23 protein-coding genes are annotated in these 24,555 nt (G+C 72.5%); 6 read left to right on the top strand and 17 right to left on the bottom strand.

Translation table 11 applies throughout. The features are described from left to right. Nucleotides 1–27 precede the first annotated feature (27 nt). Both AZE13_RS25640 and AZE13_RS25645 read right to left on the bottom strand, forming a co-directional pair. Nucleotides 28–411 (bottom strand): cytidine deaminase, encoded by a 384-nt coding sequence (locus AZE13_RS25640; protein ID WP_181690448.1) that lies wholly within the window; start codon nt 409–411, stop codon nt 28–30. 47 nt (nt 412–458) lie between these two features. After that, nucleotides 459–1,280, bottom strand: coding sequence for a helix-turn-helix transcriptional regulator (locus AZE13_RS25645; RefSeq protein ID WP_079124368.1), 822 nt, complete (start codon nt 1,278–1,280; stop codon nt 459–461). Between the two features lie 385 nt (nt 1,281–1,665). On the opposite strand from AZE13_RS25645, the gene AZE13_RS25650 reads away from it, so the two are divergent. Continuing rightward, nucleotides 1,666–3,063, top strand: coding sequence for an MFS transporter (locus AZE13_RS25650; RefSeq protein ID WP_079124363.1), 1,398 nt, complete (start codon nt 1,666–1,668; stop codon nt 3,061–3,063). A 36-nt stretch (nt 3,064–3,099) separates the two neighbouring features. Here AZE13_RS25650 and AZE13_RS25655 read toward each other — a convergent pair whose 3' ends face one another. The 4 genes from AZE13_RS25655 to AZE13_RS25670 all read right to left on the bottom strand — a co-directional run bounded on the left by AZE13_RS25655 (nt 3,100) and on the right by AZE13_RS25670 (nt 7,524). Next, entirely contained in the window at nt 3,100–4,425 is a 1,326-nt protein-coding gene (locus AZE13_RS25655; RefSeq protein ID WP_066936639.1) for a hemolysin family protein, read from the bottom strand. Between the two features lie 11 nt (nt 4,426–4,436). Continuing rightward, nucleotides 4,437–4,934 (bottom strand): rRNA maturation RNase YbeY, encoded by a 498-nt coding sequence (ybeY, locus tag AZE13_RS25660; protein WP_066936642.1) that lies wholly within the window; start codon nt 4,932–4,934, stop codon nt 4,437–4,439. A gap of 91 nt (nt 4,935–5,025) precedes the next feature. Beyond that, nucleotides 5,026–6,030 (bottom strand): PhoH family protein, encoded by a 1,005-nt coding sequence (locus AZE13_RS25665; protein WP_066936644.1) that lies wholly within the window; start codon nt 6,028–6,030, stop codon nt 5,026–5,028. Nucleotides 6,031–6,294: 264 nt separating this feature from the next. Beyond that, nucleotides 6,295–7,524: a carbohydrate kinase family protein gene (locus tag AZE13_RS25670; RefSeq protein ID WP_066936647.1), complete on the bottom strand. Its 1,230-nt coding sequence runs from the start codon at nt 7,522–7,524 to the stop codon at nt 6,295–6,297. 67 nt (nt 7,525–7,591) lie between these two features. On the opposite strand from AZE13_RS25670, the gene AZE13_RS25675 reads away from it, so the two are divergent. After that, the gene (locus AZE13_RS25675) at nt 7,592–8,929 is read left to right on the top strand and encodes a 6-phospho-beta-glucosidase (RefSeq protein WP_066936650.1); all 1,338 of its coding nucleotides are present in this window, start codon (nt 7,592–7,594) and stop codon (nt 8,927–8,929) included. Nucleotides 8,930–9,109: 180 nt separating this feature from the next. Here the strand turns inward: AZE13_RS25675 and AZE13_RS25680 are convergent, their stop codons facing one another. Both AZE13_RS25680 and AZE13_RS25685 read right to left on the bottom strand, forming a co-directional pair. Then, nucleotides 9,110–9,733: an MBL fold metallo-hydrolase gene (locus tag AZE13_RS25680; RefSeq protein ID WP_066936652.1), complete on the bottom strand. Its 624-nt coding sequence runs from the start codon at nt 9,731–9,733 to the stop codon at nt 9,110–9,112. Then, complete coding sequence (locus tag AZE13_RS25685; RefSeq protein WP_066936656.1) at nt 9,733–10,818, bottom strand: S-(hydroxymethyl)mycothiol dehydrogenase; 1,086 nt, start codon at nt 10,816–10,818, stop codon at nt 9,733–9,735. The genes AZE13_RS25680 and AZE13_RS25685 overlap by 1 nt, the downstream gene beginning before the upstream one ends. A 315-nt stretch (nt 10,819–11,133) precedes the next feature. Here AZE13_RS25685 and AZE13_RS25690 point away from each other — a divergent pair, with 315 nt between their 5' ends. Then, nucleotides 11,134–12,000, top strand: coding sequence for an HAD family acid phosphatase (locus tag AZE13_RS25690; RefSeq protein ID WP_181690443.1), 867 nt, complete (start codon nt 11,134–11,136; stop codon nt 11,998–12,000). A gap of 132 nt (nt 12,001–12,132) precedes the next feature. Here AZE13_RS25690 and AZE13_RS25695 read toward each other — a convergent pair whose 3' ends face one another. Next, nucleotides 12,133–13,038: a ribonuclease Z gene (locus AZE13_RS25695; RefSeq protein ID WP_066936658.1), complete on the bottom strand. Its 906-nt coding sequence runs from the start codon at nt 13,036–13,038 to the stop codon at nt 12,133–12,135. A gap of 7 nt (nt 13,039–13,045) precedes the next feature. Then, nucleotides 13,046–13,405 (bottom strand): histidine triad nucleotide-binding protein, encoded by a 360-nt coding sequence (locus AZE13_RS25700; RefSeq protein WP_066936661.1) that lies wholly within the window; start codon nt 13,403–13,405, stop codon nt 13,046–13,048. Between the two features lie 211 nt (nt 13,406–13,616). On the opposite strand from AZE13_RS25700, the gene AZE13_RS25705 reads away from it, so the two are divergent. Beyond that, nucleotides 13,617–14,045 carry an OsmC family protein gene (locus AZE13_RS25705; protein ID WP_066936664.1) on the top strand — a complete coding sequence of 143 codons (429 nt, stop codon included), beginning with the start codon at nt 13,617–13,619 and terminating at the stop codon, nt 14,043–14,045. Between the two features lie 75 nt (nt 14,046–14,120). Here AZE13_RS25705 and AZE13_RS25710 read toward each other — a convergent pair whose 3' ends face one another. The 4 genes from AZE13_RS25710 to hrcA form a co-directional block, all read right to left on the bottom strand. Beyond that, nucleotides 14,121–14,870 (bottom strand): 16S rRNA (uracil(1498)-N(3))-methyltransferase, encoded by a 750-nt coding sequence (locus tag AZE13_RS25710; protein WP_066936667.1) that lies wholly within the window; start codon nt 14,868–14,870, stop codon nt 14,121–14,123. After that, a complete protein-coding gene (locus tag AZE13_RS25715) occupies nt 14,867–15,955 on the bottom strand; it encodes a nitronate monooxygenase (protein WP_066936670.1) in 1,089 nt (362 codons plus the stop codon). The genes AZE13_RS25710 and AZE13_RS25715 overlap by 4 nt, the downstream gene beginning before the upstream one ends. 120 nt (nt 15,956–16,075) lie before the next feature. Beyond that, entirely contained in the window at nt 16,076–17,215 is a 1,140-nt protein-coding gene (dnaJ, locus tag AZE13_RS25720; RefSeq protein WP_066936673.1) for a molecular chaperone DnaJ, read from the bottom strand. Next, the gene (gene hrcA, locus AZE13_RS25725) at nt 17,216–18,232 is read right to left on the bottom strand and encodes a heat-inducible transcriptional repressor HrcA (RefSeq protein ID WP_066936675.1); all 1,017 of its coding nucleotides are present in this window, start codon (nt 18,230–18,232) and stop codon (nt 17,216–17,218) included. Nucleotides 18,233–18,449: 217 nt separating this feature from the next. Here hrcA and AZE13_RS25730 point away from each other — a divergent pair, with 217 nt between their 5' ends. Both AZE13_RS25730 and AZE13_RS25735 read left to right on the top strand, forming a co-directional pair. Then, nucleotides 18,450–19,184 carry an MBL fold metallo-hydrolase gene (locus AZE13_RS25730; protein ID WP_066936678.1) on the top strand — a complete coding sequence of 245 codons (735 nt, stop codon included), beginning with the start codon at nt 18,450–18,452 and terminating at the stop codon, nt 19,182–19,184. Nucleotides 19,185–19,224: 40 nt separating this feature from the next. Beyond that, nucleotides 19,225–20,064 carry a DUF3097 domain-containing protein gene (locus AZE13_RS25735; protein WP_066936681.1) on the top strand — a complete coding sequence of 280 codons (840 nt, stop codon included), beginning with the start codon at nt 19,225–19,227 and terminating at the stop codon, nt 20,062–20,064. Here AZE13_RS25735 and AZE13_RS25740 read toward each other — a convergent pair. The 3 genes from AZE13_RS25740 to AZE13_RS25750 form a co-directional block, all read right to left on the bottom strand. Continuing rightward, nucleotides 20,042–20,617, bottom strand: a complete 576-nt coding sequence (locus AZE13_RS25740; protein ID WP_066936683.1) for a Uma2 family endonuclease — start codon at nt 20,615–20,617, stop codon at nt 20,042–20,044. The two genes, AZE13_RS25735 and AZE13_RS25740, sit on opposite strands and share 23 nt — an antisense overlap. A 102-nt stretch (nt 20,618–20,719) precedes the next feature. Further along, the gene (gene hemW, locus AZE13_RS25745; RefSeq protein ID WP_066936799.1) at nt 20,720–21,952 is read right to left on the bottom strand and encodes a radical SAM family heme chaperone HemW; all 1,233 of its coding nucleotides are present in this window, start codon (nt 21,950–21,952) and stop codon (nt 20,720–20,722) included. A gap of 143 nt (nt 21,953–22,095) precedes the next feature. Then, a complete protein-coding gene (locus AZE13_RS25750; protein ID WP_258527991.1) occupies nt 22,096–24,393 on the bottom strand; it encodes an ATP-binding SpoIIE family protein phosphatase in 2,298 nt (765 codons plus the stop codon). Between the last annotated feature and the right edge of the window lie 162 nt (nt 24,394–24,555).

Below are 24,555 nucleotides of genomic sequence, written 5' to 3' on the forward strand. Positions count from 1 at the left end.
CCGGGGCCGCGCCGACCATCGCAGGTCTCAGACGCCGTGGCCGCCCGCCGGGACGGTGCTGCGCAGGGCGGCGTCCGGGCCCGCGACCAGGACCGGCGTCTCCGGTCCGCCCAGGTCGCGTACCGCCGCGCGGTCGGCGTCGCTCGCGCGGTCGGCCTCGGTCACCACGGCCGCGGCCTCCAGCGAGGCGGCCCCGCTCGCGACGGCCATCGCGACGGCCGTCTGCAACGCGCTGAGCTGGAGCGACTCCAGGGCAACGGTGCCGGCGACGTAGGTGCGGCCGGTCTCGTCGCGTACGGCGGCGCCCTCGGGCACGCCGTTACGGGCCCGCGCCGATCGTGCGAGCGTGATGAGCTTGCGGTCTTCGGGGTCCAGCGGTGCGGCTTCGGCTTCGGTCATACGGGCGAGCATATGCGGCAGCGCACGACGGCGGGGACGGGGCTGCCGGGCGCCGGTGCTCACCCGGCGACCGGGTACATCCCTTCCCGCCGCCCCTCCGGGGAGACCAGGCGGGCCAGCCTGGCCGCCGTGTCCGAGCCCGGCAGCGGGTTGTGCATCACCACGGTCAGGTCCGGGCGGGCCGGCATCCGCAGCGTCGTGGTCTCGAAACTCAGGGTGCCGACCAGCGGATGCTCCAGCTCCTTGATGATCTGCCCACGCTCCTGGACGTCGCGCAGCGCCCACAGCCGTACGAAGTCCTCGCTCACCGCGGACAGTTCCCGGACCAGCTCCTGGTAGCCCTCGTCGTACGGCCGCTCGGAGCAGGCCGCGCGGAACTGGGCGACGACCGTCGGGGCGTTGCGCTCCCAGCTCTTGGCGCGGGCCCGGTAGACGGGGTCGGTGAAGAAGGCGATCAGGCAGTTGGAGGAGACCCCGGGGCAGCCGTGCCGGAGGACGAGCCGCGCCGCGTCGTTGAAGGCGATGCTGTTCCAGTAGGCGTCCATGATGTGCGCGGGATACGGCATCCAGCCGTCGATCAGTCGGTGCAGGCCCTCGCAGAGGTACTCCGGGTCGTACTCCAGGTGCGGCTGCGGCGGGTTCAGCCCGGCCAGGACGTACAGATGCCGCCGCTCGGCGTCGCTGAGCCGCAGCACCCGGGCGACCGCGTCCAGGACCTGCGGCGAGACGGTGATGTCGCGGCCCTGCTCCAGCCACTGGTACCAGGAGGCGCCGACCCCGGCGAGGACGGCGACCTCCTCACGGCGCAGCCCCGGCGTACGGCGGCGGCCGCCGTCGGGCAGGCCCGCCTCGGCCGGCGTGACCCGGGCCCGACGGCTCATCAGGAACTCGCGGAGATCCTGGCGCCGCAGCCGCTCACGTCGCTGCGCCGGGCTCTCCTGGGGCCGGCGCGAGGCGCGCGCGACGGTGGTGTTCGAGGCCACGGGTCTCCCCCTGTCGGCGTGGCTGGTGGTGCGGACACCACGATAAGTGCCCGCTCCCCATCATCTATTCCGGGACCGCAGGCTCGGTTGCATGCCGACAACTGATGCCGTCTCAACCGACGCCCCGGCCGATGCCTCGCCCACTTCGCTCACGTCACGTGGTCCCGATACGTCACGTGGTCCCGGCACGTCACGTGGTCCCGATACGTCACGTGGTCCCGATATGCGGGCAGAGGTGTCCGGTAACCGAACACCCGCTGTGCCTGCCCCCGGCGACGCCCGGATGTCCCCGCGCGCCAAGCTCGTCCTGCTGCTGCTCTGTGCCGCACAGTTCATCGTCGCCCTCGACTTCTCCATCCTGAATGTGGCGCTGCCCGTACTGGGCCGGGACCTGGGCATGGGCCAGGCCGATCTCCAGTGGGCGGTCACCGCGTTCGCCCTGCCCTCCGGCGGCTTCCTGCTGCTGTTCGGGCGGATCGCCGATCTCTTCGGGCGGCGGAAGCTGTTCCTGACCGGGCTGGCGCTGTTCACCGCCGCCTCGGTACTGGCCGCGCTCGCCTGGGACCCGGCGTCGTTCCTGGCCGGGCGGGTGCTCCAGGGCATGGGCGCCGCGGTCCTCGTGCCGACCGGGATGTCGCTGCTGACCACCACCTTCGCCGAGGGCCCGCAGCGCGAACGGGCGCTGGGCATCAGCGGCACCCTGCTCTCGACGGGCTTCACCGTCGGCATGGTGTTGGGCGGCGTGCTGACCGACGGGCTGGGCTGGCGCTCGACCATGGGCCTGCTGGCCGTGGCGGGGGTGGCCGTACTGCTCCCCGCGCCGGCGCTGCTGACCGAGTCCCGGCATCCGCAGCGGCCGCGGATCGACGTCCCCGGCGCGGTCACCGTCACCGGCGGACTGCTGTCGGTGATCTACGCCCTGTCGACCGCGGCCGAGCAGGGCTTCGGCCGCGCGGACGTCCTCGCGGCGCTGGTGGCGGGCGTGCTGCTGCTGGTCGCGTTCGTGATCGTGGAGTCGCGGGCCGCGCAGCCGCTGGTGTCGCTGCCGATGCTGCGCCGCCGTACGGTCTCCTGGGGCAATCTGGCGGGGCTGGTCACCTTCTCGATGATGACCGCCGTGGTCTTCCTGCTGACGCTCTACCTCCAGGAGGTGCTGGGGCTGTCCGCGTCGCAGACCGGGCTGGTCTTCGGCGTCCAGGGGATCGTCGCGGTGATCGCCGGGATGGTCGCCCCGAACGTCATCCGCCGGATCGGTGCCCGCCGCACCCTGCTGATCGGGCTGCTGATCCAGGCCGGTTTCACCGCCACGCTGCTGGGCCTGGGCACCGGCTCCGGCGTCTGGCTGGCCCTGCTCGGCTCGATCCCCGCCTGCTTCGGCCATATGTGGGCGATCGTCGCGTACGGCGTGACCGCCACGTCCGGGGCCCCGGACGAGGAGCAGGGTCTGGCCACCGGCCTGATCACCAGTTCCCAGCAGGTGGGCATCACCATCGGCATCCCGCTGCTGAGCGCGGTGGCCTCGGCCCGGATCGCCGGACTGCGGTCGGAGGGCGCCGGTTTCGCGGACGCCACCCTCGGTGGCATCAAGCTGGGCCTGGGGCTGGACGCGGCACTGGTCGCGGTGGTCGCCCTGCTGGTCACGGCCGGGCTGCGGACGGTGCGGACGGCCCGCCGCGGATGAGCCGGATGAGGCGGATGGCGGGGCGGGCGCCGCGGGCTACGCCGAGGCTCCCGGGGCCTCCCCCGCCGTCTCGCTCCGCACCGGCTCGCACAGCACCGTGACGATCTTGTTGCGGCGGCCGGCCGGTGACTCGGCGGTCAGCCGCAGCGCCTTCAGGCCGGGGTCGGCCGCGTCGTCGGAGAGGTCGACCTCGGCGGTGGCGCCGGCGATCGGAACCCGGCCGAGCAGCTTGGCGAGCAGGCCGCCGACCGTCTCGACGTCCTCGTCGTCGAGCTCGGCCAGGCCGTACAGCTCACCGAGGTCGCCGATGTCCAGGCGGGCGGTGACGCGGTAGCGGCCGTCGCCGAGGTCTTCGACGGGTGGCAGTTCGCGGTCGTACTCGTCGGTGATCTCGCCGACGATCTCCTCGAGGATGTCCTCGATGGTGACGATGCCGGCGGTGCCGCCGTACTCGTCGATGACCACCGCGACGTGGTTGCGGTCCTGCTGCATCTCGCGCAGCAGATCACCGGCGTTCTTGGTGTCGGGGACGAAGACGGCCGGCCGCATGGCCGTGGAGACCAGCTCGGTCTCGGCGTCGCGGCTGATGTGGACCTTGCGGGCGAGGTCCTTCAGGTACACCACGCCGACGACGTCGTCCTCGTTCTCGCCGGTCACCGGGATACGGGAGAAACCGGAGCGCAGCGCGAGAGTCAGCGCCTGGCGGATGGTCTTGAAGCGTTCGACGGAGATCAGGTCCGTACGCGGCACCATCACCTCGCGGACGAGGGTGTCGCCCAGCTCGAAGACGGAGTGCACCATCCGGCGCTCCTCGTCCTCGATCAGCGACTCCTGCTCCGCCAGGTCGACCAGCGAGCGCAGCTCGGCCTCGGACGCGAACGGGCCCTTGCGGAAGCCCTTGCCGGGGGTGAGGGCGTTGCCGATGAGGATCAGCAGCTGCGGGACGGGGCCCATGACGCGGGCCAGCGGGAGCAGGACGTACGCGGCGGCGGTGGCGGTGTTGAGCGGGTGCTGACGGCCGATCGTGCGCGGCGAGACGCCGACGGCGACATAGGAGACCAGCACCATCACGGCGGTGGCGACCGTCAGCGCCTGCCAGGTCTCCTGGAAGGAGCGCAGGCAGGCGTAGGTGACCAGGACGCCGGCGGCCATCTCGCAGCCGACCCGCACCAGCAGCGCGACGTTGAGGTAGCGGGTGGGGTCGGCGGCGACCTGGGCGAGCCTGGCGCTGCCGCGGCGGCCGGAGCGGACGGCTTCCTCGGCGCGAAAGCTGGTCGTACGGGCCAGCCCGGCCTCCGCACAGGCGGCGAGCCAGGCGATCACGACGAGCAGGACCGCGACCGCGATCAGCTGAGTGGTCATCGCGGGGCCCGTCAGGTGACGGTGGGGGCCGGGGAGGGGCCGGTCAGGCCCCGTTCGGCGCGCCAGCCGTCGATGATCGCCGCCTGCAGTCCGAACATCTCGGCCTTCTCGCCCGGCTCCTCGTGGTCGTAGCCGAGGAGGTGGAGCACACCGTGGACGGTCAGCAGCTGGAGCTCCTCGTCCATGCTGTGCCCGGTCGGCGCTTCCTCGCCCTGCTTCTTGGCGACCTCCGGGCACAGCACGATGTCACCGAGGAGGCCCTGGGGGGGCTCCTCGTCGTCCTTGGCCGGCGGACGCAGCTCGTCCATCGGGAAGGACATCACATCGGTCGGGCCGGGGAGGTCCATCCACTGGATGTGCAGCTGCTCCATGGCCTCGGCGTCCACGACGATGACGGACAGCTCGGAGAGCGGGTGGATACGCATCCGGGCGACGGCGTAGCGGGCGACGTCCAGGATCGCCTGTTCGTCGACCTCTGTGCCGGACTCGTTGTTGACGTCGATGGACATGAGGGGAGTTGCTTCTCGCTTCTTGGTCGTCGTGATCGTCGTGGTCGTCTGGGTCGTCGTGGTCGTCGCTGCGTGGCCGGACGGGCCGGGCTCACCGGCCGTTGCGGCTGTCGTACTGCTCGTAGGCGTCGACGATACGGCCGACGAGCTTGTGCCGGACCACATCCTTGCTGGTGAGCAGGGAGAAGTGCACGTCGTCGACGCCTTCCAGGATCTCCCGGACCTGGCGCAGACCGCTCTTCGTGCCGCCCGGGAGGTCGACCTGGGTGACGTCACCGGTGACGACGATCTTGGAGTCGAATCCGAGGCGGGTGAGGAACATCTTCATCTGCTCGGGGTTCGTGTTCTGCGCCTCGTCGAGGATGATGAACGCGTCGTTGAGCGTCCGGCCGCGCATGTACGCGAGCGGCGCGACCTCGATCGTGCCCGCGGCCATCAGGCGCGGGATGGAGTCGGGGTCGAGCATGTCGTGCAGCGCGTCGTAGAGCGGGCGCAGATACGGGTCGATCTTCTCGTAGAGGGTGCCGGGCAGGAAGCCCAGCCGCTCGCCGGCCTCGACCGCGGGACGGGTCAGGATGATGCGGTTGACCTGCTTGGCCTGGAGCGCCTGGACGGCCTTGGCCATGGCCAGATACGTCTTGCCGGTGCCGGCCGGGCCGATGCCGAAGACGACGGTGTGCTTGTCGATGGCGTCGACGTAGCGCTTCTGGTTGAGGGTCTTGGGCCGGATCGTCCGGCCGCGGTTGGAGAGGATGTTCTGGGTGAGCACCTCGGCGGGCGTCTCGCTCACCGCGCCGTCGCCGTCCTCCGCCGCGCGCAGCATGGCGATCGAGCGTTCCACCGCGTCCTCCGTCATCGGTTGCCCGGTGCGGAGCACCAGCATCATCTCGTCGAAAAGGCGCTGGATGAGGGCGACTTCCCGGGGGTCGCCGACCGCGCTGACTTCGTTGCCCCGGACGTGGATGTCGGTCGCCGGGAAGGCTTTCTCGATGACGCGCAGCAGTGAGTCTCCGGACCCGAGGACCGTCACCATCGGGTGCTTGGCCGGCACGGTGAACTGGGCATGCGCCTGCGGTTGCGTGGCTGTCTGAGTCATAGGGCGGCCCGTCGGCCTGCTCGACCCCCATCCTTTGCTCATCCGAGGAGCCCCTGAAAGGTGCCTGCCGGCACCGGCTCCTTGCGTTACAAGAGTACGACGGGGCACCGACAAGCCCGAGCGGATTACCGTCCCGCCCCGCGCGCGCCCGGCCTGACCTGCGCCGCGTCCGCCTCCCGTGCCGCCCCCTGCCGCCCGGACCGGATCGCCCGGGCCGGACCGCCCGGCCGGGCTGCTCAGGCCCCGGCCGGCGGAACCGGACGCTCAGGCCGGGCGGCGGAAGCCGAGGGTCGGTACGGCGCGGGCCAGCGGGAACGGTCCGGCCGGGGGTGCGGTGTCGGGCGCCTCGGTGGAGCCGGTGCCCGCGCCGGGAGGCAGCACCTCGTCCAGGAACGCGTACCGGCGGCGCAGCGCGCCCAGCGCGCCCGGCGTCCCCACCGCTTCCGCCGCCTCCGCCGCCGCCCCGTGCGATCCGTACGCCCGTACCCGCTGCCACCAGGAGGCGATCTCCGCCCAGCCGGGCGCGGAGAGCGAGCCGCCGAATTCCTGCACGGACAGCGCGGCGCTCAGCCCCGCGAAGGACAGCCGGTCGGCGAGCGGCCAGCCGGCCAGGGTGCCGGTGACGAATCCGGCGACGAAGACATCGCCGGCGCCGGTCGGATCCAGCTCCTCCACGGCGATCGCGGACGCCTCGGCGGTCTCGCCGGTCCGGCCGTCCACCGCGTACGCGCCCTCCCGGCCCAGCGTGACGACGGCGAGCGGGACCAGGTCGGCGAGCCTGCGGGCGGCCGCGCGCGGGCAGTCGGTACGGGTGTAGCGCATCGCCTCCTCGGCGTTCGGCAGGAACGCCTCGCAGTGTTCGAGTTCGGCGAGGTCGGCCGGGTCCCAGCGGCCGCTGTCGTCCCAGCCCACATCCGCGAAGATCCGGCTGCCGCGGCCGGCCGCGCAGCCCAGCCAGCCCTCCCGCCGGCCCGGCACGAGCGAGGCGACGCAGGCCCTGGACGGCGGCGGGCAGCCCGGCGCGTGCGCGCCGTCGAAGGCGAAGTCGGGCGGCGGCGCCTCGTGGCCGTGCGAGACCATCGTGCGCTCGCCCTCGTACGCCATGGAGACGGTCACCGGGGAGTGCCAGCCGGGGACGGTGCGCGACAGCGACAGGTCGATGCCCTCGCCCCGTTCGAGCGCCTCCCAGCAGTACTCGCCGTACTTGTCGTCGCCGAAGGCCGCGGCGAGGGAGGTGCGCAGCCCGAGCCGGGCCAGCGCGGTGGCCATGTTGGCGACCCCGCCGGGGCTGGAGCCCATGCCGCGGGCCCAGGATTCGGTGCCGCGGACCGGTGCGGAGTCCAGGCCGGTGAAGATGATGTCCAGGAAGACCGTGCCGGTGAGGTACACGTCGGTGGGGGGATCGCCTTCGGTGCGCACCGCGGCCAGCGGATCGGGGCCCGGTGGCGCCGTGGCCGGTCCCGCGGGCGGATGGACATCGCGTCGGCTGCTCACCGTGCACGCCCCTCTCGTATCTGCACCGTGCCGCCAGTGTGCCTGATGCTGCGGTACGTTCCGCCCCATGAGGCTGACGATTCTCGGCGGCGGCGGATTCCGGGTACCGCTGGTCTACCGCGCGCTGCTGGCCGACCCGGCCGGACCCGTGTCGGAGGTGGTGCTGCACGACACCGACCCCCGCCGGGTGACGGTGATCGCCGCCGTGCTGACGCGGCTGGCCCAGGGGCATCCGGCACCGGTGCCCGTACGGGTCGCGAAGGATCTGGACGAGGCGCTGACCGGCGCGGACTTCGTCTTCTCGGCGATCCGGGTGGGCGGTACGGCCGGCCGGATCCGGGACGAGCGGATCCCCCTCGCCGAGGGCGTGCTCGGCCAGGAGACGGTCGGCGCGGGCGGCGTCCTGTACGGCCTGCGGACGATCCCGGTGGCGCGGCACATCGCCCAGCGGGTCGCGCGGCTCGCCCCGGGCGCCTGGGTCATCAACTTCACCAATCCGGCGGGCATGGTCACCGAGGCGATGTCCCAGGTGCTGGGCGACCGCGTCATCGGGATCTGCGATTCGCCCGTGGGGCTGGCCCGCCGGGCGGCCCGGGCGGCCGGCGCGGACCCGGCGGCCTTCGACAGCGGCCGGGTCGGCTTCGACTACGTCGGGCTCAACCACCTCGGCTGGCTGCGGTCGTTGACGCTGGACGGCACCGAGCGGCTGCCGCTCCTGCTGGCCGACGACACCGCGCTGGCCTCCTTCGAGGAGGGCCGGCTGTTCGGCGCGGAGTGGCTGCGCACCCTGGGGGCGCTGCCCAACGAGTATCTGCACTACTACTACTTCCGCCGCGAGACCCTCGCCTCCGTACGGGAGACCTCGGAGACCCGCGGTGAGTTCCTCGACCAGCAGCAGCGCGGTTTCTTCGAGCGGGCCGCGGCGGCCGGCGGCCCCGACGCGGTGTACAAGCTGTGGGAGCGGACCCGGCTGGAGCGCGAGGAGACGTATCTGGCGCACAGCCGGGAGGCCGGCGGCGGCTGGCAGCGCGACAGCCACGACCTGGAGGGCGGCGGCTACGACCGGGTGGCGCTGGCCCTGATGCACGCCATCCTGCGGGACAGCGGGACCCGGCTGATCCTCAACGTCCGTAACGGGACGACGGTGCCGCAGCTGGATCCGGACGCGATCGTGGAGACGGTGTGCGAGGTGACCTCCCGTGGTGCCCGGCCGCTGCCCTGTGCGCCGCTGCGGGAGGACCAGTTGGGGCTGATGCTCCAGGTCAAGGCCGTGGAGCGGGCGGCGGTGGCGGCCGCGGTGTACCAGGAGCGCGGCGCGGCACTGCGGGCGCTGGCGCTGCATCCGCTGGTGGACTCGCCCGCGGTGGCCGCCCGCATCCTGGAGCGGGCGGCCGAGGAGGCGTAACAGCCGGGAATGAGGAGGCGTAATAGCCGGGATTACCGTCACAGCCGGGAATACCGCCACCCCCCACCACGTTGTGGCCCCGCAGGGGGCCCTCGCGACCCTTAGGGGATCCGTTCGACCGCCCCCTAAGGGTCCTCCTCTACCCCCCGCCCCGCCCCCTCCCCCGAGCCGCTGCGGACGCTACGGCCGCTGCCACTCGTCCGCGTGGGCCGCCTCGGTCCCCACGGTCGTCTCCGCGCCGTGCCCGGTCAGCACCCGCGTCTCCGGCGGCAGCGTCAGCAGCCGCTCCCGGATCGACCCGACGATCGTCGGGAAGTCCGAGTAGGACCGGCCGGTGGCACCGGGCCCGCCCTGGAAGAGCGTGTCCCCGGTGAAGACCACGCCCAGTTCGGGCGCGTACAGGCAGACCGCGCCCGGCGCGTGGCCGGGCGTGTGCAGCACCCGCAGGTCCGTGCCGGCGATGGTCAGCACCTGACCGTCGGCCAGCGCCGCGTCCGGCACGGTGCCGGGGTGGGTCATCCGCCACAGCGGCAGGTCGTCCGGGTGCAGGTGGATCCGGGCGCCGGTACGGGCGGCCAGCGCGGGGGCGGCGTCGATGTGGTCGTTGTGCGCGTGGGTGCAGAGGATCGCGCGCAGAGTGCGGCCGCCGAGGGCCCGCTGGATGGCGTCGGCGTCATGGGCGGCGTCGATGACCACTGCCTGGTCGTCGTCGCCGACGATCCAGACGTTGTTGTCGACGTCCCAGGTGCCGCCGTCGAGGGAGAAGGTGCCGGACGTGACCAGATGGTCGATACGGGCCGCCATCAGAGCGTCACGACCGAGCGCAGGACGTCGCCGGCGTGCATCCGCGCGAAGGCCTGCTCGACGTCCTCGATCCCGATGGTCTCGGTGACGAAGGCGGCCAGGTCGATACGGCCCTGCTGGTGGAGGTCGATCAGCATCGGGAAGTCCCGGGAGGGCAGGCAGTCGCCGTACCAGGAGGACTTGAGGGCGCCGCCGCGGCCGAAGACGTCCAGCAGGGGGAGGTCCAGGGTCATCTCCGGGGTGGGGACGCCCACCAGGACGACGGTCCCGGCCAGGTCGCGGGCGTAGAAGGCCTGCCGGTACGTCTCGGGCCGGCCGACCGCGTCGATGACGACATCGGCGCCGAAGCCGCCGGTCAGCTCGCGGATCGCTTCGACCGGGTCGGTGCTGCGGGAGTTGACGGTGTGGGTGGCGCCCATGGTGCGCGCGGTCGTCAGCTTGCGGTCGTCGATGTCGACGGCGATGATCCTGGCCGCGCCGGCCAGCCGGGCGCCGACCACGGCCGCATCCCCGACGCCGCCGCAGCCGATCACCGCGACCGAGTCGCCGCGGCCGACACCGCCGGTGTTGATCGCGGCGCCGATACCGGCCATCACCCCGCAGCCCAGCAGCCCGGCCACCGCGGGCGACACCTCCGGGTCGACCTTGGTGCACTGCCCGGCGGCGACCAGCGTCTTGTCGGCGAAGGCGCCGATGCCGAGCGCGGGGCTCAGCTCGGTGCCGTCCGTCAGGGTCATCTTCTGCCGGGCGTTGTGGGTGTCGAAGCAGTACTGGGGGCGGCCGCGCAGACAGGCCCGGCACTGGCCGCACACCGCACGCCAGTTGAGGATGACGAAGTCGCCGGGGGCGACATCGGTGACGCCGTCGCCGACCGCCTCCACCACACCGGACGCCTCGTGCCCGAGCAGGAAGGGGAACGCGTCGTTGATGCCGCCCTGCTTGTAGTGCAGGTCGGTGTGGCACACCCCGCACGCCTGGATCTTCACCACGGCCTCGCCGGGCCCCGGGTCCGGCACCAGGATCGTCTCCAGCCGGACCGGTTCGTTCTTCCCCGGCGCGATCACGCCGCGCACTTCCTGTGCCATCGGAACAGCCCCTTTCAGAGATGCGGAGATGCAGAGATTCGCGAAGATGCAGAGTTCCGCGAAGGTGCAGAGCTTCGAAGATCACGTACGGGACCACTGTGGCGCACCGCCACGGAGCCGTGCCTCACCGTACGCGCGCCGCACGACCTGGCGCAGGCCCCCGTCAGGAGTGCGGTGCCGGGCCGCCGCCGGGAGGCGGGGGCCGGCCCGGTACCTGCGAGTCTTTATCAAATCGTTGAATCTACGCGCGTAAGTGAACGGCGAGCCTCTGCTACATCTACCGGTGACCATTCGTGCCACCCCAAGGAGACGCGCATGCCGCGCCCCGTTCACTCCCGTTCCGCCCTGTCTCGTCCCGCTCTGTCCCGTCGCGCCCGCATCGGCGCCGCGACGGTCACCGCCCTTGTCGCCGGCACCGCCGTCTTCGGCATCGGCCAGGCCACCGCCGACCACGCCGTGCCGCGCACCGACAAGGAGATCCCCAACCTCACCCAGGTGCAGGACAAGATCAAGGCGTACTACGGCGACACGGTGACGGCCGACGGCGAGCACTACGCGTCCGCGGACAGCAACTACGCCCGCCAGGTCCGCGGGATCGAGGCCAAGGCCCGCGCCTACCTGTCCAAGGCCCTCGCGAAGCACGACAAGGACGGCGGCAAGGGTGACGGAAAGGGCGGCGGGAAGGACGGCCGGAAGGCCCGTCCCGCCATCGTCCTCGACATGGACGACACGACCCTGCTCACCTACAACTACGAGCTCAAGGTCGGCTTCCACTACACCCCGGAGAGCCAGGACAAGTACCTCGAAAGCACCGACATGGATCCGGTCTTCGGGATGAACAGGCTCGTCAACTGGGCCCGCAGCAAGGGCGCCGAGGTCTTCTTCATCACCGGCCGCAAGGAGTCGCAGCGCGAGTGGAGCGTGCGCAACCTCAAGAACGTCGGCTATGACGTCGCGCTCGACCGCAAGCACGTCTACCTGAAGAACAAGGAGAACCCGCCGGCCTACCTGCCGTGCGGCGCCACCTGCACGACCGTCGAGTACAAGTCGGGCACCCGCAAGTACATCGAGTCCCTCGGGTACGACATCGTCGCCAACTTCGGCGACCAGCACAGCGACCTGAACGGCGGCGCCAGCGGCCGGGCCTTCAAGCTGCCCAACCCGATGTACTACCTGCCGTAGTCGCCGGAGACGGGTCGCGAGGCAGGCCGGGGGGGGTGGGCCGGGCGACAGGCCGGGCGACAGGCCGGGAGGCGGGCCGGGAGACGGACCGGGAGACGGACCGGACGACAGGTCCGGCCCGGCCCGGCCCGCTCAGCGCCGCTTCGGCACCGGCACGCGCAGCAGGTCCCTGGCGATGGTCAGTTCGCCGGTGAAGCCCGCCGCGCGTGCCTGCCGTTCGAACTCCCCGGGGTCGTCATAGCGCTGCGAGAAGTGCGTCAGCACGAGATGCCGCACGCCCGCCCGGGCCGCCACCTCCGCCGCCTGCCCCGCGGTCAGGTGCCCGTGGTCCTCGGCCAGCCGGACGTCCTCGTCGAGGAACGTCGACTCGATGACGAGCATGTCCGCCCCCTCCGCGAGGGTGTGCACCGCGGCGCACAGCCGGGTGTCCATGACGAAGGCGAAGCGCTGGCCGGGGCGCCGCTCGCTCACCTCGTCGACGGTGACCCCGTTCAGCTCGCCGAGCCGCTGGAGGCGGCCGACGTCCGGCCCGCCGATGCCGCGCTCGGCCAGCCGCTCCGGCAGCATCCGCCGGGAGTCCGGCTCCACGAGGCGGTAGCCGAACGACTCGACCGGGTGGGAGAGCTTGTGCGCCTCCAGCACGTACGCCTTCGAGCGCTCCAGCACACCGTCGACCGCGACCGGCCGCTGGACCAGCCGGACGGTCTCCCGGTACGCGGTGGCGTAGCGCAGCCGCTCGAAGAAGCGCTCCCCGCTGGCCGGGTAGTGGGCGGTGACCGGGTGCGGCACCCGGTCCAGGTTGATCCGCTGGATCACCCCGGCCAGGCCGAGCGAGTGGTCACCGTGGAAGTGCGTGATGCAGATCCGGTCGAGGTCGTGGGCCGCGACCCCGGCGCGCAGCATCTGGCGCTGGGTGCCCTCGCCGGGGTCGAAGAGCAGCCCCTGGCCGTCCCACCGCAGCAGATAGCCGTTGTGGTTGCGGTGGCGCGTGGGCACCTGGCTGGCGGTGCCGAGGACGACCAGTTCACGTACGGACACGGCTGCTTTACCCGGGGGGCCACTGGAGGCCGCGGCCGCCCAGCACGTGCAGATGGGCGTGGAAGACGGTCTGGCCCGCACCGGCGCCGGTGTTGAAGATGACGCGGTAGCCCGAGCCCTCGATGTCGTCCCCGGCGGCGACCTCGCGGGATTCGCGCAGTATGTCGGCGATGACCTGCGGTTCGGCGGCGGCCAGGGACGCCGCGTCGGGGTAGTGCACCCTGGGGATGACCAGGACGTGCGTCGGCGCCTGGGGGTTGATGTCGCGGAACGCGACGGTGGTCTCGGTCTCCCGGACGATGGTCGCCGGCACCTCCCCCGCCACGATCTTGCAGAACAGGCAGTCGGCCTGCGGTTCACCCGCCACAGGTGGCTCCTCCCGGATCATCCGTCATACGCACGGTACGTACACGGCCTCGGATGCTACCGGGCAGGGCTGACGGGGGCGGCCACCGCACCCCCACACGGCGCGGGCGCCCCTCGCGCACACCCGGCGGCGAAGGACGCCGTCCCCGTCAGGATCACTAAGCTGACACTGATCGCTCATCACTTTCGCCCACAACCAGGAGTTATGCACCATGGCAACCACGCGCACCGCTCTGACCCACTGGGAAGGCAACCTCATGGAGGGCAAGGGCCAGGTGTCCCTCGCCTCCTCCAACATCGGTACGTACGACGTGAACTGGCCCGCCCGCGCGGAGCAGCCGAACGGCGTCACCAGCCCCGAGGAGCTGATCGCCGCCGCGCACTCCTCCTGCTACTCCATGGCCTTCTCGCACGGCCTGGCGGGCAAGGGCTACACCGTCGCCGCCCTCGACACCAAGGCGGACGTCACCTTCCAGCCGGGCGAGGGCATCACCGCCATCGCCCTGACGGTCCGGGCCAGCGTCCCCGGCCTGTCCGAGGAGGAGTTCCAGGCGGCGGCCGAGGACGCCAAGAAGAACTGCCCGGTGAGCCAGGCACTGGCGGGCGTCAAGAACATCACGCTGGACGCCGAGCTCGTCTGACGCGACGACGGAACCGGCCCGGCATCATCGCGCCGGGCCGGTTCCGTCACCGACCTGGTTTTCGGGCCTGTGGGGCTAGTTCCAGCGGCCCGTACGGCCCAGGAGAAGGGCCGTTGCCGCGGTGCCGGCCGTCGAGGTGCGGAGGACCGTCGGCCCCAGCCGGTACGGCTCGGCGCCGGCCGCGGCGAAGGCGGCGAGCTCCTCCGGGGAGACGCCGCCCTCGGGGCCGACGACGAGCACGATCCGGCCGGTGGCGGGGAGTTCGGCGGTAGCGAGCGGGGAGCTGCCCTCCTCGTGGAGGACGGCGGCGAAGTCCGCGTCCGCGAGCAGCGCCGCCACCTGCTTGGTCGTCAGCGGGTCGGCGACCTCGGGGAAGGTCAGCCGGCGCGACTGCTTGCCGGCCTCGCGGGCCGTGGCGCGCCACTTGCCCAGCGACTTGGCGGCCCGCTCGCCCTTCCACTGGGTGACGCAACGCGCCGCCGGCCAGGGCACGATGGCGTCCACACCGGTCTCGGTCATCGTCTCGACGGCCAGTTCGCCGCGGTCCCCCTTGGGCAGTGCCTGGACCACGGTGATGGCGGGGCTCGGCGGCTCCTCGGTTCGGAGTTCGGCGACGGTGACGGTGAGCCGGTCCTTGCCCTCGACGGCGGCCACCGTGCCGTAGGCGCCGGTGCCACGGCCGTCCGTCAGCACGACCTCCTCGCCGGCCCGCAGCCGGCGCACCGACACCGCGTGCCGCCCCTCGGGGCCGTCCAGGGTCAGGGTGCCGCCGGCCCGTACGTCCGCGAGCGCATCGGTATCGATGAGGAAGACGGGCGCGGTCATGCGGCACCGCCGGTGGCCGGGCGGGCCGACGCGGCGCGTGCCACGTCCAGTTCGGCCGCCAGGACCTCGACGAGCCGCGCGGCGGGCAGCTCCCGGGCCAGCCGGTGCCCCTGGCCCGCCCAGAGGTTCATGCCCTGCGGGTCGCCCGCCTTGGCGGCGGCCTTGCGCACGGTGGAGGTGAGGTAGTGGACGGCGGGGTAGGCAGCCGGCGCGTACGGGCCGTGCTCGCGCAGGAAACGGTTCACCAGCCCGCGGGCCGGCCGTCCGGAGAACGCTCTGGTCAACTCCGTATGAGTGAACAGGGGGTTGGTGAGCGCCTGTTTGTGCAGCGGACTGGCGCCCGACTCGGGGGTGGCGAGGAAGGCGGTGCCGAGCTGTGCCATGGCCGCCCCGGCGGCCAGTACGGCGGCGATCTGTGCCCCGCGCATCAGCCCGCCCGCGGCGATCACCGGGATCCGCACCGCCTCGCGGACCTGGCCGAGCAGCGCCAGCAGTCCCAGGCCCGCGCCGGTCCCGTCCGCGTGCGGATCGTCGCGGTGGGTGCCCTGGTGGCCGCCGGCCTCCACGCCCTGCACACAGACCGCGTTCGCGCCCGACCACTGGGCGGCCTGCGCCTCGGCGACGGTGGTGGCGGTGACGACGGTGTACGTACCGACCTCGGCGAAGGCGTCGAGGACGGCGCGTGAGGGGCAGCCGAAGGTGAAGGACACCACCGGCACCGGGTCCTCCCGCAGGATCGCGAGCTTGGCCTCGTAGCCGTCGTCGCCGGGCCCGTCGGTGTCGCCGAGTTCGGTCTCGTACCAGGCGGCCTCGCCGGCGAGCTGCTCGCGGTAGACGTCGACGGCGGAGCTGTCGGACAGGTCGGGCTGCGGCATGAAGAGGTTGACGCCGAAGGGCCGGTCGGTCAGCGACCGCAGCTGTTTGATCTCCTGGTACATGCCGTCGGCGGTTTTGTAGCCGGCGGCGAGGAAGCCGAGGCCGCCGGCGCCACAGACGGCGGCGGCCAGCGCGGGGCCTGAGCCGCCGCCGGCCATGGGGGCCTGCACGATCGGATGACGGCAGAGATCGGTCGGTGCGGTGGGCATGCGCACATCGTGTCACGCTCACCGCACCACCCCGAACCGGGGCGGGACCCCGGACCCAGCCGACCACCGCCCGTTGCCGTACTCCCCGGGGGCAACCCCCGGACCCCCGGCCGGACCTGCCTACCGCCCGTTGAACGCGTCCTTCAGGCGCGAGAACAGGCCCTGCTGCCCCGGCTGGAACTGGCCCGTGGGCCGTTCCTCGCCGCGCAGCTTGGCGAGCCGGCGCAGCAGCTCCTCCTGCTCGGGGTCGAGCTTGGTGGGCGTCTGCACCTCGACGTGGACGATCAGATCGCCGCGGCCGTTGCCGCGCAGGTGGGTCACCCCGCGCTGGTGCAGCGGGATCGACTGGCCGGACTGGGTACCGGGCCGGACGTCGACCTCCTCCATCCCGTCGAGCGTCTCCAGCGGGCACTTCGTGCCCAGCGCCGCCGCCGTCATCGGGATGGTGACCGTGCAGTGCAGATCGTCGCCGCGCCGCTGGAAGACCGGATGCGGCAGCTCGTGGATCTCGACGTAGAGGTCACCGGCGGGGCCGCCGCCGGGACCGACCTCGCCCTCGCCCGCGAGCTGGATGCGGGTGCCGTTGTCGACACCGGCCGGGATCTTGACGGTCAGGGTCCGGCGGGAGCGGATCCGGCCGTCGCCGGCGCACTCGGGGCACGGCGTCGGCACGACCGTACCGAAGCCCTGGCACTGCGGGCACGGGCGCGACGTCATGACCTGGCCGAGGAAGGACCGGGTGACCTGGGAGACCTCACCACGGCCGCGGCACATGTCGCAGGTCTGGGCGGAGGTGCCGGGGGCGGCGCCCTCGCCGGTGCAGGTCGTGCACACCACGGCGGTGTCGACCTGGATCTCCTTGGTCGTGCCGAAGGCCGCTTCGTTCAGCTCGACATCGAGCCGGATCATGGCGTCCTGGCCGCGGCGGGTGCGCGACCGCGGGCCGCGCTGCGACGCGGTGCCGAAGAACGCGTCCATGATGTCGGAGAAGTTGCCGAAGCCCGCGCCGAAGCCGCCCGCGCCGCCGCCGGCGCCGCCGGACTGCGAGAGCGGGTCGCCGCCGAGGTCGTAGACCTGCTTCTTCTGCGGATCCGACAGGACCTCGTAAGCGGCGTTGATCTCCTTGAACCGCTCCTGGGTCTTGGGGTCCGGGTTCACGTCCGGGTGCAGCTCGCGCGCCAGCCGGCGGAACGCCTTCTTGATCTCGTCCTGCGAGGCATCGCGCCGTACGCCCAGGACCGCGTAGTAATCCGTGGCCACTTACGACTCCGCCAGGATCTGTCCGACGTAACGTGCCACTGCGCGTACCGCTCCCATCGTTCCGGGGTAATCCATGCGGGTCGGTCCGACCACGCCGAGTTTGGCGACTGCCTCGTCGCCCGAACCGTAACCGACCGTGACGACCGAGGTCGACGTCAGGCCTTCGTGGGCATTCTCATGCCCGATACGTACGGTCATGCCCGAGTCCTTGGCCTCCCCGAGGAGCTTGAGCAGCACCACATGCTCCTCAAGGGCCTCCAGTACCGGACGGATGGTCAGGGGGAAATCGTGCCCGAAGCGGGTGAGATTAGCCGTACCGCCGATCAGCAGCCGCTCTTCGGTCTCCTCCACCAGAGTCTCCAGCAACACCGACAGCACTGTCGAGACCGTGCCGCGGTCCTCCTGTTCGAAGGACTCCGGAAGATCCTGCACCAACTGGGGCACGTCCGTGAAGCGCCGCCCCACGACCCGGCTGTTCAGCCGCGCCCGGAGGTCGGCCAGGGAGGCCTCGGCGAACGGCGCCTGGCAGTCGATCAGGCGCTGCTCGACCCGGCCGGTGTCCGTGATCAGTACGAGCATCAGGCGGGCCGGGGCCAGCGCCAGCAGCTCGACGTGCCGGACCGTGGACCGGGTCAGCGACGGGTACTGCACCACCGCGACCTGCCGGGTCAGCTGCGCCAGCAGCCGGACCGTGCGGCCCACCACATCGTCCAGGTCGACGGCGCCGTCCAGGAAGCTGTGGATCGCCCGCCGCTCCGGGCTGGACAGCGGCTTGACGCCGGCCAGCCGGTCGACGAACAGGCGATAGCCCTTGTCGGTCGGGATCCGTCCGGCGCTGGTGTGCGGCTGGGCGATATAGCCCTCGTCCTCCAGCGCGGCCATGTCGTTGCGGATGGTGGCCGGGGAGACCCCGAGCCGGTGGCGCTCCGTGAGTGCCTTGGAGCCGACCGGCTCCTCCGTCCCGACGTAGTCCTGGACGATGGCGCGCAGCACTTCCAGCCTGCGTTCACTGAGCATCCCGCGCACCTCCAGTCCGGCCGTCCCGCCATCTCGTTTCTCCTGGCACTCACCCGGGCCGAGTGCCAGACCCTGAGCCAGTGTACGGCCGGGTAGCACCGGCACGGCAAGGCCGGCCGCACACAGCGCGCACCCGACGGCCGCCATCGGCGGCCAGGATCGGCATGATCGAGTGGCCCGTCGGGCAACGCTATCGCGAGGGAGCTAGCGTCTCGGTATGCGCACTGCTTGGGAAGAGGCCGGGTGGGAACAGCTCGCTGAAGGCGTCGCCAGGCGCCGGATGCCGGGCTGGGACGAGACGATCGGGGTGATCGCCGGGGCGTCCGGCGTCATGATCGTCGACACCGGCGCGACCATCCGTGACGGCGCGGATCTTCGTCGGTCGGTGCGCGGTGTGCTGGGGCGGGACGTGACGCATATCGCGCTCACCCATCCACACTTCGATCATGTCCTGGGCACCGCGGCCTTCGCCGGCGTCGCGGTGTTCGGTGCGGCCGGCCTCGGCGACCTGCTGCGCCGTGACAGGGACGTGCTGCGCCACGACGCGATCCGCCACGGCGTCGGCCGGGACGCCGCCGCGGAGGCCACCGATCTGCTCGTCGTCCCGCACCACCACGTGCACGGCCAGCTCACCGTCGACCTCGGTGACCGCCCGGTGCTGCTGGCGAACGTGGGTCCCGGCCACACCGCGCACGACCTGGCCGTCCTGGTGCCCGGCCGGCACGGCGCCCCGGAGATCGTCTTCTGCGGCGACCTGGTCGAGGAGTCCGGCGAACCGCAGGCCGGCCCGGACGCGCTGCCGCGGCAGTGGCCGGCGGCCCTGGACCGGCTGCTGGCCCTCGGCGGTGAGGACGCGAGGTACGTGCCCGGCCATGGCGCGGTGGTGGACGCCGCGTTCGTCCGCGCGCAGCGGGACGCGCTGGCCGCCCGCTTCGGCGTGTCTCCCGCCTGACCTGCTGCCTTCGCTCCGCGCCTGTCCTATCGTCTGGCGAATGCGCAGCAGACAGTACGGCCCCGACCTCACGCCTCCCTGGAAGAAGCAGCGGCCCGCCCCCGAGGTGCCGGCCGACCCCGATCTGGTCGTCGAGGAGGTCACCAGCGGATTCTGCGGCGCCGTGATCCGCTGCGAGAAGACCGCCGAGGGCCCGACGGTCACCCTGGAGGACCGCTTCGGCAAACACCGGGTGTTCCCGATGACGCCCCGCGGCTTCCTGCTGGAGGGCGAGGTGGTCACCCTCGTACGTCCGCAGCGGCAGCGGCCGGCGGCGCCGAGCGGCCCGGCCCGTACGGCGTCCGGCTCCCTCGCCGTCCCCGGCGCCCGCGCCCGGGTCGCGCGCGCCGGGCGCATCTACGTGGAGGGACGGCACGACGCGGAACTGGTCGAGCGGGTCTGGGGTGACGATCTGCGCATCGAGGGCGTGGTCGTGGAGTACCTGGAGGGCATCGACGACCTGCCGGCGATCGTCCGCGGCTTCTCCCCCGGTCCGGACGCACGGCTGGGGGTGCTGGTGGACCACCTCGTCCCCGGCTCGAAGGAGTCCCGGATCGCGGCCGGGGTGACCGGTGAGCATGTGCTGGTCGTGGGCCACCCGTACATCGATGTGTGGGAGGCGGTGAAGCCGTCGTCGGTCGGCATCCCGGCCTGGCCGTCCGTACCGCGCGGGCAGGACTGGAAGACGGGGGTGTGCCGGGCACTGGGCTGGCCGGAGAACACGGGGGCGGCGTGGCAGCGGATTCTGTCGGGCGTGCGGTCCTACAAGGACCTGGAGCCGCAACTCCTGGGGCGGGTGGAGGAGTTGATTGATTTCGTTACGGTCGGCGGTGCGGCCTGACGCCCTTGTAGGTCCCGAACTCACTGGTGTCCAGCTCGCTGCCGAGCAGGGGCAGCGGAAGGGGCTCACCGAACTTCGTGATCTGCTGGGTCCGGTAGTCCGCCTCATCCCCCGCGCCGACTGGCTGAGTGAGCAGGACGCACTGGGCCATGATGGGATCGATGATCAGGTAGGAGGGCACCGCGCCCGCGGCGTAGATCGAGCGCTTGATTCCGTAGTCATGGTCGACGCTGGTCTTGGAAACCACCTCGATGACCGTGGTGATCACCCCGCACGGGATCGGCCCCGACTCCGGACGAGCCTCGCGCGCCAGCACCACCAGATCCGGGATGGGTTCACTCGCCTCGAACGGGACCGTGATGTCCTGAGTCTGGAGACGCATCCATGCACGCCTGGGGATCTGGTCCTGGACCAACTCGACGATCTCGTTGTGCACGAGGTCGGGCGTCGCCATCATCACGATGTTCCCCCTGAGAAGCTCCACCTTGACGCCATCGGGAACTTCCAGGTTCTGGAAGAACTGGGTCATTCGGTGATCATCCACAGCGGTCATCTCCGTGGCCCTCCCACATCCCGCCGCGTCCGTTTAGCGGCAGCCTATGGAAGAGCGTAGACAGGCGCACAGCGTGCCCGCATCGCTTCTCTCGTTCGAGTACTAGTCCACCAGATCCCGCACCACCGCGTCAGCCAACAGCCTCCCCCGGAGTGTCAGAACGGCCCGCCCCTCCTCGTACGGCCCCGCCTCCAGCAGGCCGTCCGCCAGGGCCTTGCGGGAGGCCGCGAGGCCGTCCGGGCGCAGCACGGACAGGGAGCAGCCCTCGCGCAGCCGCAGCTCCAGCAGGACGCGCTCCACGCGGCGGTCCTCGTCGGCCAGGATCTCGCGGCCCGCGCCCGGCGACCGTCCGTCCCCCAGGGCCTGGGCGTAGGCACCCGGGTGCTTCACGTTCCACCAGCGCACGCCGCCTATGTGGCTGTGGGCGCCGGGGCCGGCGCCCCACCAGTCGGCGCCGGTCCAGTACAGCTCGTTGTGGCGGCAGCGGGCGGCCTCGGTGGTGGCCCAGTTGGAGACCTCGTACCAGTGGAAGCCGGCCGCGGAGAGGGCCTCCTCGGCGATCAGGTAGCGGTCGGCGTGCACGTCGTCATCCGTCATCGGGACCTCGCCACGGCGGATCCGGCGGGCCAGCTGGGTGCCCTCCTCGACGATCAGGGCGTACGCGGAGATGTGGTCGGGGCCGGCGCCGAGGGCGGCGTCGAGGGACGCCCGCCAGTCGTCGTCGGTCTCGCCGGGGGTGCCGTAGATCAGGTCGAGGTTGATGTGCCGGAAGCCGGCGGCGCGGGCCTCGGCGACGCAGGCCTCGGGACGGCCCGGGGTGTGCGTCCGGTCGAGGATCTTCAGGACGTGCTGCCGGGCGCTCTGCATACCGAAGGAGACGCGGTTGAAACCGCCGGCGAGCAGCTCCTCCAGGTAGGCCGGGCCGACGGACTCGGGGTTGGCCTCCGTGGTGATCTCGGCACCGGGGGCGAGGCCGAATTCGTCGCGGATCGCGGCCAGCATGCGGCTCAGGTCCGCGGCGGGGAGGAGGGTCGGGGTACCGCCGCCGACGAAGACCGTCTCGACGGGGCGCGGGTCGTCGCCCAGCACCTTGCGGGCCAGGCGGATCTCCTCGACGACGGCGTCGGCGTAGTTGTCCCGGGAGGCCAGGGCGCCGCCGGAGCCGCGCAGCTCGCTCGCGGTGTAGGTGTTGAAGTCGCAGTAGCCGCAGCGGGTCGCGCAGTACGGCACGTGCAGGTAGAAGCCGAGAGGCCGCCCGGCCGCCTCCGCCAGCGCATGGCGGGGCAGCGCCCCGTCCTCGGGCATCGGCTCACCATCAGGCAGTGCGGAAGGCATGGGATCCATTGTCCGTCATGGGACTGACAACGTCCGTCAGAGGAGCGACGCCCGGGCTGGAGCGGTGACGGTCCGGCTTCCCGGCCGGTGGACGGCGCCGCTCTCCGCCCGGTGGACGGCGCCGCTCCCCGGCCCGCGGGCGGCTACGAGGAGCCGCCCGCCGCCTTGAGCACGAGGAGTGCCAGGTCGTCGTCGGGCGGAGCGGGGTCGAAGGCGTGGACGGCGGCGCGGAGGTGATCGGCGAGGGCCTTGGCGGTCAGGCCGACGCCGGCCGCGAGGGCCTTGGCCAGACCGTCCTCGTCGTCGAAGAGCCGGCGGCCGGAGCGGCGCTCGGTGACCCCGTCGGTGACGCACAGCAGGGTCTCGCCGGGGCGGAGCTCGAACGATTCGCTGACGTAGGCGGCGTCCTCGACCACCCCCAGCAGCACCTGCGGCGCCGCCACGACCCGGACCGCGCCGTCCGTGCCCAGGACGAGCGGCAGCGGGTGGCCGGCGCTGGCCAGGGTGCAGCGGGCACCGCCGGAGCCTCCGGGGAACGGGACGATCTCGCCGTAGAGGAGGGAGAGGAACCGGGCCTGCTCGCCCTCCTCGCGGACCTCCACCGGGGCCTCCGCGCCCGCGCCGGCCGCCGCCACCGCCGCCGCGACGGCCGCGACCGAGTCCGCGGCCTCCCGGGCCATGGTCTTGTTGAGCCGGTCGAGGACCTCCGCGACGCCGAAGCCGTCGCGTGCCAGCATCCGCAGCACCGGCCGGGCCAGGCCGGTCACCGCGGCCGCCTCGGGCCCGCTGCCGCAGACGTCGCCGAGCGCGAAGCACCAGCGGCCGTTCCCCGCGTCGAAGAGGTCCCAGAAGTCGCCACCCGCCCAGGCGCCCTCGCGCGGCTCGTAGACCACCGCCGACTCCACGCCGGGCACCCGCGCCCGCCCCCGGGGCAGCAGCCGGCGCTGCAGGACCTGGCTGATCCGCTCCTGCCGGCGGTAGGCGCGGGCGGTGGCCAGGGCGCGGGCGACCCGGCGGCCCAGGTCCTCGATCAGCCCGACCACCTCGTCGGGGAAGCGCGCCAGCCCGCCCCGGCCGAGCAGCAGTGTGCCGAGCCGACGGCCGCCGACGGACAGGGGGCAGGCCAGCGCCGCTCCACCCAGGTCACCGCAGGCCAGGTGTTCACCGCCGGGGTCCGCGCAGCCCAGGTCGTCACAGCCGGGTTCGTGCGGCCATGGCCACGGGACCGCGACCGGTGCGCTGCCGGGCGCGGCATCGTCCGGCAGCTCCGGTGGCTGCTTCTCCAGCGCCGCACGGAGGGAATCGATCCGGCTCTCGCAGGTGTGCCAGACGCGGGCGAGCCGCTGCTCTCCCTGACCGTCGGCCGCCCCCGGTCCCCGCCCGGGCCCGGACCCGCCACCGCCACCGTCGCCGTCCCCGTCGTGGAGCCATACCGCGCACCAGTCGGCGATCCGAGGGACGATCAACTGCGCGGCGAGTGCGGCGACCTGATCGGCGTCGAGCTGACCGGAGAGCAGGTCGGAGGCCTCGGCGAGGAAGGAGAGCGCACCGTTGTCGACCCGGCCGGCGCCGGGCTCCGGACGGCTGGGGCGGCGCGGTACGGGGGCGAGGAGTTCGGCGGCCCGCAGTTCGCGCTGGAGCAGCCGGCCATCGGAGGTGCGCTCCAGCGGGTCGCCGTGGACGATCTCGATCTGGTCGTCGTACGGAAGCTCGGGCTCCGGACGGGCACCGGCGCCGGGGACGTCCAAGGGGAGCCGGAACCATACGGCCTTCATGGCGCGGCGGTAGGTGATGCCCCACGATTCGGCGACGGCACTGATCAGTTGCAGCCCGCGGCCACCGCTTTCGGAGGCGGGGCCGTCAGCGGCGGCACCCTCCGCGCGGGCGCGGACGGGCCGGGCCGGGTGGCGGTCACAGACCTCGATGACGACACCGGGCAGGGAATCCGGACCGGGGCCGGGACCGGGACTGGGGCCGGGAGCGGGACCGGGACTGGGGCCGGGATTGGGGGCGGGGACGGGACTGGAGCCGGGGACGGGACTGGAGCAGCGGTCCGGTTCGAGGGCGGGGCCCGGGTCGGGATCGGGGTCGGCGCCGTCGTCCGGCCCGTCCGCGGGGGCGAGCCGGCAGCGCAGCTCGACGGTGGTGCCGGCGTGCACCACCGCGTTGGTGACCAACTCGCTGACCAGCAGCAGCGCTTCGTCCGCCAGGCGGTCGGTGAGCCCCTCCGCGCCGGGCAGCCGCTGGGCGGCCCAGTGGGCGAAGGACTCGCGGACGAAGCGCCGGGCAGCGGCCGCGGCCTGCGGATTCCCGGGAAGCCGGACCCGCCGGGTACGGGCACCCGGGACGCAGCCATCAGCGCCACCGTGGCCGCCGGGGCCATTGAGGCCGCCGGAATCACCGGAATCGCCGGACCCATCCGGCGTCGTCGCGCGCGCCACCGCACGCGCCCCCGTGACGCCGTCATCCCGTGGAGACGAAGTTGTCGTCGCAGTCGTCCTCATTGAGCAACTCCCGAACAGCTCCGCTACAGCGCCGGATGCGCCACCGACAGGGTGACAGAACGAGCGCACGCATAAGCACCGAGTCACGGAAGTGCGAGG

This window comes from Streptomyces sp. NBRC 110611 (genome assembly GCF_001590865.1).
Lineage (GTDB): Bacteria > Actinomycetota > Actinomycetes > Streptomycetales > Streptomycetaceae > Streptomyces.